Genomic DNA, 5,792 nt, shown 5'->3' on the forward strand with positions numbered 1-5,792 from the left:
ATACAACAAATACCGAAATGACTAAAATATATCTTTTTCTGTATAAGTCAAACGTTTTAAAATCATAGACAGGTATATAAACAGCCTTCTTTAAAAAAGGGTGCTTATAAATCGTTCTGTTCTTTTTATCTTGATAGATATTAAAACCTACAGGAGGTGTGATTTCTTGTTGAATATTTGATTTTTTTGCCATAATCTACGCTCTCTTTCCTTTGGTAATTATAAGAGAAATTGAAAGGGAATACAAATGGAATAGAAAAAATACAACAAATTTGTACATTTTAATAATAATCGTTTCATATTATTTAAAAAGTTAAAAAATAGTTTATAATGAAATCAGTACAAAACAGTCGAGAAAGAGGAGGCAAAATGATGTTTGGAAAAGAAAAAAATGCTTGGGAAGAACTGACAGGGATTTATACAGCACAGGAAATCTACCAGCAGCCTGCAACTTGGGCAAAAACAATTGCACAAATCAAAAATGAAAAAGAAGCCTTGAAAAGTTTCTTGGAACCAGTATTGACAGGCGGTGATGTAGAAATCATCTTTACCGGTGCCGGGACGAGTGAATACGTTGGAAATGCGGTATATTCTTATGTAAACCGTTATACCGACTTCCATGCCAGCAGCTATGCTTCTACTGATATTGTAGAAACGCCGGAAAACTATTTGTCAAGAAATAAGAAAACATTATTGATCAACTTTGCACGTTCTGGAAACTCTCCGGAAAGTGTGGGAAGTGTACAGATGGCTGAAGAAGTCTGCAAAGAAAATGTATCTCATTTGTTCATCACTTGTAATGAAAATGGTGCTTTATCAAAAATGGCAAAAGAAATGGATAATGCCTACTGCATCAATTTAACACCGGAAACACATGATCAAAGCTTTGCGATGACTTCCAGTTTCTCTAATATGTATTTGGCAAGCGTATTGTGCTTCCGCTTGGATGCTTTAGATGAAATGGAAAGCGAAATGCAGACCGTTATCGAACAAGGACAGAAATTCCTGGATGAAGGTTATCAAACATTAGTTGATTTGGTTAACGATTTTGATTATCGTCGTTTGATTTATTTAGGTGCCAACTGCTTAAAAGGTGTAGCACAGGAAAGCCAGTTAAAGACATGTGAATTGACAGCCGGACAGGTTGCGACTTTCTTTGATAGTCCGTTAGGATTCCGCCATGGACCAAAATCAGTGATCAATGATGAAGCGTTAACTGTTGTCTATGTATCCGATGATGCTTATCAAAGACAATACGAATATGATTTGATCAAAGAAATGAGTGGACAGAGAAAGAAAAACCGTATCTTGGCGGTAGCTGCGCATGAATATCCAGAAATTCGTGAATTGGTCGATACGTATGTTAATTTTGATCTGAATGCAGATAAAGACAATATCTTCTTAGGCTTGGACTATATCTTGGCAGCACAGGTTCTGGGATTGTTTAAATCGATCTCTATGGGATGCACACCAGATAATCCATGTCCAACCGGAGAAGTAAACCGTGTTGTACAGGGTGTAACAATCTATAAATATACAGCAGAATAAGAAGGAGGAACAAAAGAGTGATTGGTTTAATTGTAACAGGACATGGGCACTTTGCTTCCGGATTGACAAGTAGTCTGAAGCTGATTGCCGGTGAACCAAAAAACTATGCGGCAGTCGATTTTGAAGAAACAGATTCTACGGAAGATTTGGCTAAAAAATTGACAGATGCCATGGATTCATTAAAAGAATGTGAAGAAATCATTGTGTTGAGTGACTTGGCCGGAGGCTCTCCGTTTAAAACAGCTGTGGAAATCGGATATCCACGTCAGAATGTAGAAGTGATTGCGGGAACTAACTTAGGTATGCTGGTAGAAATTAACTTAACACGTACTTTTGCGGAAAGTGTAAAAGATCTGGCAGAATCCGCTGTGAATGTAGGAAAAGAACAAGTAATGCGCTTTGTTTATAAGCCAGTGGAACAAGTTGAACCTACAGACGGAATTTAATCAAAAAGTGCGTACTTCTTTACGAAGTACGCATTTTTTATTGGTTGATTGATTTCGCATAGTCGGTAGGCGATAATCCATATTGGAGTTTAAACTTTCGAGAGAAGTAATGAATCGAAGTAAACCCTAACATATCGGATATTTCGGAAATTGTATATTTATGCTCCTGAATTAAGAGTTTTGCCTGATTGAGCTTTAAATTTGAAATATAATGCTTTGGCGTAATATGAATATTGGTTCGAAATAAGCTTTGCAGGCTGCTTCTGGAAATGGAGAATTTCTGGCAGAGATCTTCTACGGTAAAAGCGGTAAAGATATTATTGTGAATAAAGACCAGAATTTCATTTAACAAGGTGTTTTCATAATGTTTCTGCATCGGATTGACATTAGATTCTTCATCGGTTTTCGTATCAAACTGATAGAGTAGGATCAATACTTCTTTTAAATAAGCCATGGCCATTTCTTCGCTTAAATACTCTTTGGATTGAATGGCTTTCATAAAAGCCGAGAGAACGTTATAAATATCTTTTCTTGTCTTAAAGACACGATTCATTAAAGAAACATCCATTTTGGTTTCCATATCAAACACGATGGTCAAATAGGAACATGTGCTTTCATTATCGGTGCTTTGTGTATGAAATTGTCCGGGATAATAGATAATCAAATCATATTTGTTTAGATGATATTCCTTACCATCCAGGGTCATATCTAATTTTCCGTGATCAATATAGGTCAATTCATAATAATCGTGGCTTTCACCAGGAAATACATAGTTTGATTTACGCACCTGATAAAAACAAGTTAAAATTTCTTTTAAATTGATCTTGGAAACCATACGTTGATAGATAAAAGGCTCCTTCATTTTCTTCTGGTTTAAACCAGAGGGAGAATAGACGACTTGCACTTTACTGTCATTGGAGATGGATACAAAATTATAATAAATACCCGGTTGCAGACGAATAGCCCGATGAATGACAAATTCATCGTATTGAACACCATCTTTACTGACAACTAATAAGACGATTCCTTTTTCACAGGTAATATAGACCGGTGCATGGGAATAGTAGAAAGAATCAAATTCCTTATTGGACAAATATAGTGAATTAGAGACGGTAGATTCACCTTGAATGGCTGATTTCATGTCATAGAATACACTTCCGAATGTTTGAAAGAGATAATTAGTAGTTCTTTTTAACATAGTTTTTACAACCTTTCCGTTAATTAAAGATAATTTGTGATATTTTGCTCTTAAAAGAGTTAATATTTATGGCTTTTAATTATAAATTACATTTCTTTAATAAAAAGTATAAACTTATAAATAAAATGTGTAAAGGAAAAATGAAAGGTTGTATTATAATAATATCAGATAGATTTTCGTGGAAAGAAAGCGCTATCATGAAAGGAGAGAGAATATGCCAAACATTTTATTAACTCGAATCGACAATCGTTTGATTCATGGTCAGGTTGCGACACAGTGGTCTGGTGTTTTAGGGGCCAACTTACTGTTAGTTGCCAATGACGCAGTTGCAGGTGATGAATTCCGTCAGGGATTGATGAACATGGCTGCTCCGGCTTATGCTCAGACTCGTTTCTTCTCTATTCAGAAGACGATCGACATTATCGGAAAAGCAAGTCCTGCGCAGAAAATCTTTATCATCTGTGAAACTCCACAAGATGTTTTGAAACTTGTGGAAGGCGGTGTTCCAATTAAAAAAGTAAATATTGGAAACATGCACATGGCCGAAGGTAAACGTCAGGTAGCTACTTCTGTAGCTGTAAACGATGATGATGTTGCCTGCTTTAAAAAATTGCAGGAACTGGGTGTTGAATTAGAAATTCAGCGTGTACCTGATATCGCACCGGAAAGCCTAGATAAGCTTTGGAAATAATCTAAAGTGTTTAAGGAGAAAAGAATATGGACATTAATGTTATCGAGTTGGTGTTGTTGGCCATTGTTACTTTTATCTTTGCGATTGACCAGTTCTCACTGACAGAAATTATTTACCGTCCTATTATCGCTTGTCCAATCATGGGTATCATCTTGGGTGATGTTCAGACTGGTCTTGTAGTAGGCGGTACTTACGAACTAATGATGATTGGTAATATGCCAGTCGGTGGAGCTCAGCCTCCGAACGCTGTATTAGGTAGTGTTGTTGCCATGGTATTTGCTGTAAAAGCAAACTTGGACGTAAACGCTGCATTAGGTGCATGTATGATCTTTGCTACATTTGGTCAGTACATTGTTACTTTATTGTTCTCGGCTGCTTCTGGTTTAATGTCAACTTGTGATAAAGCGGCTGCTGAAGCAAATCCAAAAGGAATTACTCGTGCCTTGAATATCCATATGGTATGTTTAGGTGGATTGTTCGCTGTTATCGCTATCATCGCTTATGTTGGTGGTACAGCAATGTCTGAACCTTTACAGTCTTTGGCAGAAAAGGCATCCTGGTTTATGGGTGGTTTAAGTGCTGCTGGTGGAATGATGCGTTTCGTAGGTTTCGGTATCCTGTTAAAGATTATGATGTCTAATGATTTGTGGGGATGGTTGTTGGCCGGTTTCGTGTTCGCATTGGTAATCGGAAATATCGCACCTCTTGCAAGCGCAACATTAATCTTAGTTGCATTTGTAGGTATCTGTTTCGCATTATTAGACTTCAAACTAACAACTATTGAAAAGAACGCTCAACAAGGAGGTGTAAGTGATGGAATCTAATGTAATGACTTCTTATAAAGATACAACTCCAGCTCCTAGACTTGACAATAAAACGTTAAATAAAATGGTTTGGCGTTCTTGCCAGTTGCAGGCATGCTTCAACTATGAACGTATGCAATCTGCTGGTTGGTTGTGGTCCTTGTTACCAGGTCTTCAGAAAATTCATACTAATAAAGATGACTTGGCTGCTTCAATGACGCACAATATGGACTTTATCAATACACATCCATTTGCCGTAACATTTGTTATGGGTATCGTTCTTTCAATGGAACAGATGAAGACGGATATTCAGACGATTCGTTCTGTACGTATTTCTGTTGCTGCTCCATTAGGAGGAATTGGTGATGCATTGTTCTGGTATACTTTGATTCCTATTACTGCTGGTTTGACTGCTAATATGGCAATTGAAGGAAGCTTCTTAGGACCAGTTCTGTATTTCATCATTGCCTTTGGTGTTGAAATGGCTTTGCGTTATGGACTGATGTATTGGTCTTATAACTTAGGTATGAAGGCTGTTCAGATGATGACAGCTAACGCAAAAGCATTTACACATGCTGCTAGTGTATTAGGTGTATTCGTTGTAGGTGCTTTGATTTCTAACTACGGTGCTGGAACTAAATTAGGTATTTCCATTCCTAATGGTCAAACAGTAGCTGAAGATGGAGAAACAATGGTAGATGTATTCATCAATATTCAGGATTACTTGAATATGATCCTTCCTTGTTTGATTCCATTACTGTTCACTTTGATGTGCTACTTCTTGATTTCTAAAAAAGGATGGACACCGGTTAAGTGTATCGGATTGTTCTTGTTGATTGGTATCATTGGTGGTGTCTTCGGTATTTGGGCAGGAAGCTATACTCCATTAGTACCAGTTCCTTGGAAAGTAGTTGCTTAATAAAAAAATTTAATTCTCTCGAATTTCAGAAGAGCTCTAAAGAGCTCAATGTCATTAAGTTAAGAAAATGGACACTTTGAGGAGCACACAAAATGTGCGCCTCTCTTTTTTTTATCAAAAAATCAAACAAATATATTGACAAACATTGAAAAGAATGCGGCCTATTATTCATAAAACATGAATAATA

7 protein-coding genes are annotated in these 5,792 nt (G+C 36.8%); 5 read left to right on the plus strand and 2 right to left on the minus strand.

Going from position 1 to position 5,792, the window contains the following annotated elements; all coding sequences use genetic code 11:
- Nucleotides 1–193: hypothetical protein (locus U0M88_RS02060; protein WP_331868747.1), on the minus strand; the 193-nt coding region annotated here is incomplete at its 3' end.
- A gap of 176 nt (nt 194–369) precedes the next feature.
- On the opposite strand from U0M88_RS02060, the gene U0M88_RS02065 reads away from it, so the two are divergent.
- Nucleotides 370–1,548: an SIS domain-containing protein gene (locus U0M88_RS02065; RefSeq protein ID WP_278908943.1), complete on the plus strand. Its 1,179-nt coding sequence runs from the start codon at nt 370–372 to the stop codon at nt 1,546–1,548.
- Nucleotides 1,549–1,565: 17 nt separating this feature from the next.
- Nucleotides 1,566–1,994, plus strand: a complete 429-nt coding sequence (agaF, locus tag U0M88_RS02070) for a PTS galactosamine/N-acetylgalactosamine transporter subunit IIA (RefSeq protein ID WP_022790266.1) — start codon at nt 1,566–1,568, stop codon at nt 1,992–1,994.
- A 37-nt stretch (nt 1,995–2,031) separates the two neighbouring features.
- Here agaF and U0M88_RS02075 read toward each other — a convergent pair whose 3' ends face one another.
- Nucleotides 2,032–3,192: an AraC family transcriptional regulator gene (locus tag U0M88_RS02075; RefSeq protein WP_331868748.1), complete on the minus strand. Its 1,161-nt coding sequence runs from the start codon at nt 3,190–3,192 to the stop codon at nt 2,032–2,034.
- Between the two features lie 214 nt (nt 3,193–3,406).
- Here U0M88_RS02075 and agaB point away from each other — a divergent pair, with 214 nt between their 5' ends.
- Genes agaB through U0M88_RS02090 form a run of 3 tightly spaced genes read left to right on the plus strand, consistent with a single transcriptional unit; the run spans nt 3,407 to nt 5,605 of the window.
- Entirely contained in the window at nt 3,407–3,883 is a 477-nt protein-coding gene (gene agaB / locus U0M88_RS02080; protein WP_117446402.1) for a PTS galactosamine transporter subunit IIB, read from the plus strand.
- 26 nt (nt 3,884–3,909) lie between these two features.
- The gene (locus tag U0M88_RS02085; protein WP_117446401.1) at nt 3,910–4,707 is read left to right on the plus strand and encodes a PTS mannose/fructose/sorbose/N-acetylgalactosamine transporter subunit IIC; all 798 of its coding nucleotides are present in this window, start codon (nt 3,910–3,912) and stop codon (nt 4,705–4,707) included.
- Nucleotides 4,697–5,605 carry a PTS system mannose/fructose/sorbose family transporter subunit IID gene (locus U0M88_RS02090; RefSeq protein WP_117446400.1) on the plus strand — a complete coding sequence of 303 codons (909 nt, stop codon included), beginning with the start codon at nt 4,697–4,699 and terminating at the stop codon, nt 5,603–5,605. The genes U0M88_RS02085 and U0M88_RS02090 overlap by 11 nt, the downstream gene beginning before the upstream one ends.
- Nucleotides 5,606–5,792: the final 187 nt, after the last annotated feature.

This window comes from Faecalicoccus sp. (assembly GCF_036552745.1).
In the GTDB taxonomy this organism is placed as follows: domain Bacteria; phylum Bacillota_I; class Bacilli_A; order Erysipelotrichales; family Erysipelotrichaceae; genus Faecalicoccus.

Coding starts and splice junctions, on each gene's coding strand:
- U0M88_RS02065 (WP_278908943.1), top strand. CDS start 370: ATGATGTTTGGAAAAGAAAAAAATGCTTGGGAAGAACTGACAGGGATT.
- U0M88_RS02075 (WP_331868748.1), bottom strand. CDS start 3,192: ATGTTAAAAAGAACTACTAATTATCTCTTTCAAACATTCGGAAGTGTA.
- agaB (WP_117446402.1), top strand. CDS start 3,407: ATGCCAAACATTTTATTAACTCGAATCGACAATCGTTTGATTCATGGT.
- U0M88_RS02085 (WP_117446401.1), top strand. CDS start 3,910: ATGGACATTAATGTTATCGAGTTGGTGTTGTTGGCCATTGTTACTTTT.
- U0M88_RS02090 (WP_117446400.1), top strand. CDS start 4,697: ATGGAATCTAATGTAATGACTTCTTATAAAGATACAACTCCAGCTCCT.